General features: G+C 44.5%; 1 protein-coding gene. It reads left to right on the forward strand.

The window, feature by feature from the left end:
- Positions 1–1,233: hypothetical protein (locus ACFSQ0_RS03235; protein WP_379044041.1), on the forward strand; the 1,233-nt coding region annotated here is incomplete at both ends.

Below are 1,233 nucleotides of genomic sequence, written 5' to 3' on the forward strand. Positions count from 1 at the left end.
TCCCACCACGGCATTAGCTCAAAATTATACCAACACCAGCGCTAACAATCAAAGCATTTATGTTCGTATAGAAGATATAATCACCGGCTGCGTGACAACAGATGCTCTTGATTTAGAAGTAACACAAACAAGTGCTCCCCCACCCCAAGGGGAGGCATTGCAGAGTTTTTGTGGTGCTGCTCTTCGTGCACAGATCAATGAGCCTCCTGCCAATTTAACCGATTTGGTAGTAGTGGGCGATAATCTACAATGGTATAGCGATGCGGGTGGTACCACGCCTATTCCTAACACCACCCTGCTAGTAGATGGACAAACCTATTATGTGAGCCAGACCACTACCGGTACTCAAGGCTGTGAAAGCAGTTTATTGGCGGTACAAGCCGTAGAGAAGTATTGTAATTGTGTGCCCAACGGGGGTTTTGAACGCGATGCTACCACCTCGACGGCCTCGGGTTATAGTTTTGCGTATTATGATTTTCCAGTAAACCCACCTGGCATGCAACAATGCCAAACCGATTTAAACAGTATTCCTTTACAAACTAAAAATAACTTGGATCCTGTAAATAGTAGCGTTAATTTCTCTAATTTTGATTGCTATGCCTATATACTAACCCCAGGGCCCGATAGTTTTATGTCTGGTTCTTCTACAACTCAAATCAGAGTAGAACCCAATACCCCTTATAATCAACGGGCTATCGGTTTAAACGATCGTGCTGCATTAGGAAGTATGAGTATGATGTCAAAAGAAATCATTGCCGGGCAGAGCTTTTCGTTTGATTATGCCTTATCCATGGAGGATGATATTAGTTCCAGTCCATCTTCCATTGTACTTCCTTTTTTTAAGGTACAAATATGGGATCAAAACAATAACTTGGTCAGTGAGCAGTGCATTGCTTTTGAGCGCAACTCTTGCCGGTTTATAGAAGCCCCTGGAAGTTTAGATTTTTATCATACGCTTTGGACCTGTATGGAGTTGGATACCAGCAGCATTGCCGGGCAACCGGCATCTGTAGTTTTTTCGATGTCAGATGTTCAACAACCAGGAAGTTTTCACGGCTACGCCTACATAGACAACCTGGGCAATGCCAGCTGTAGCAATGATGTTTTTGGGAAGGTTTCTATAGACGAGCCTACGGGTACTGCAGGCAGCAGTGCTTGTAGTTTGCTTGCACCGGTAAATCAAGACCCCTGTTTGGCGCCGGTGGCTGTACAAAGCGGTCCTTTTCCTATAAG

Origin of the sequence: Mesonia sediminis (assembly GCF_042684705.1) — a bacterium.
GTDB classification, from domain to species: Bacteria; Bacteroidota; Bacteroidia; order Flavobacteriales; family Flavobacteriaceae; genus Mesonia; species Mesonia sediminis.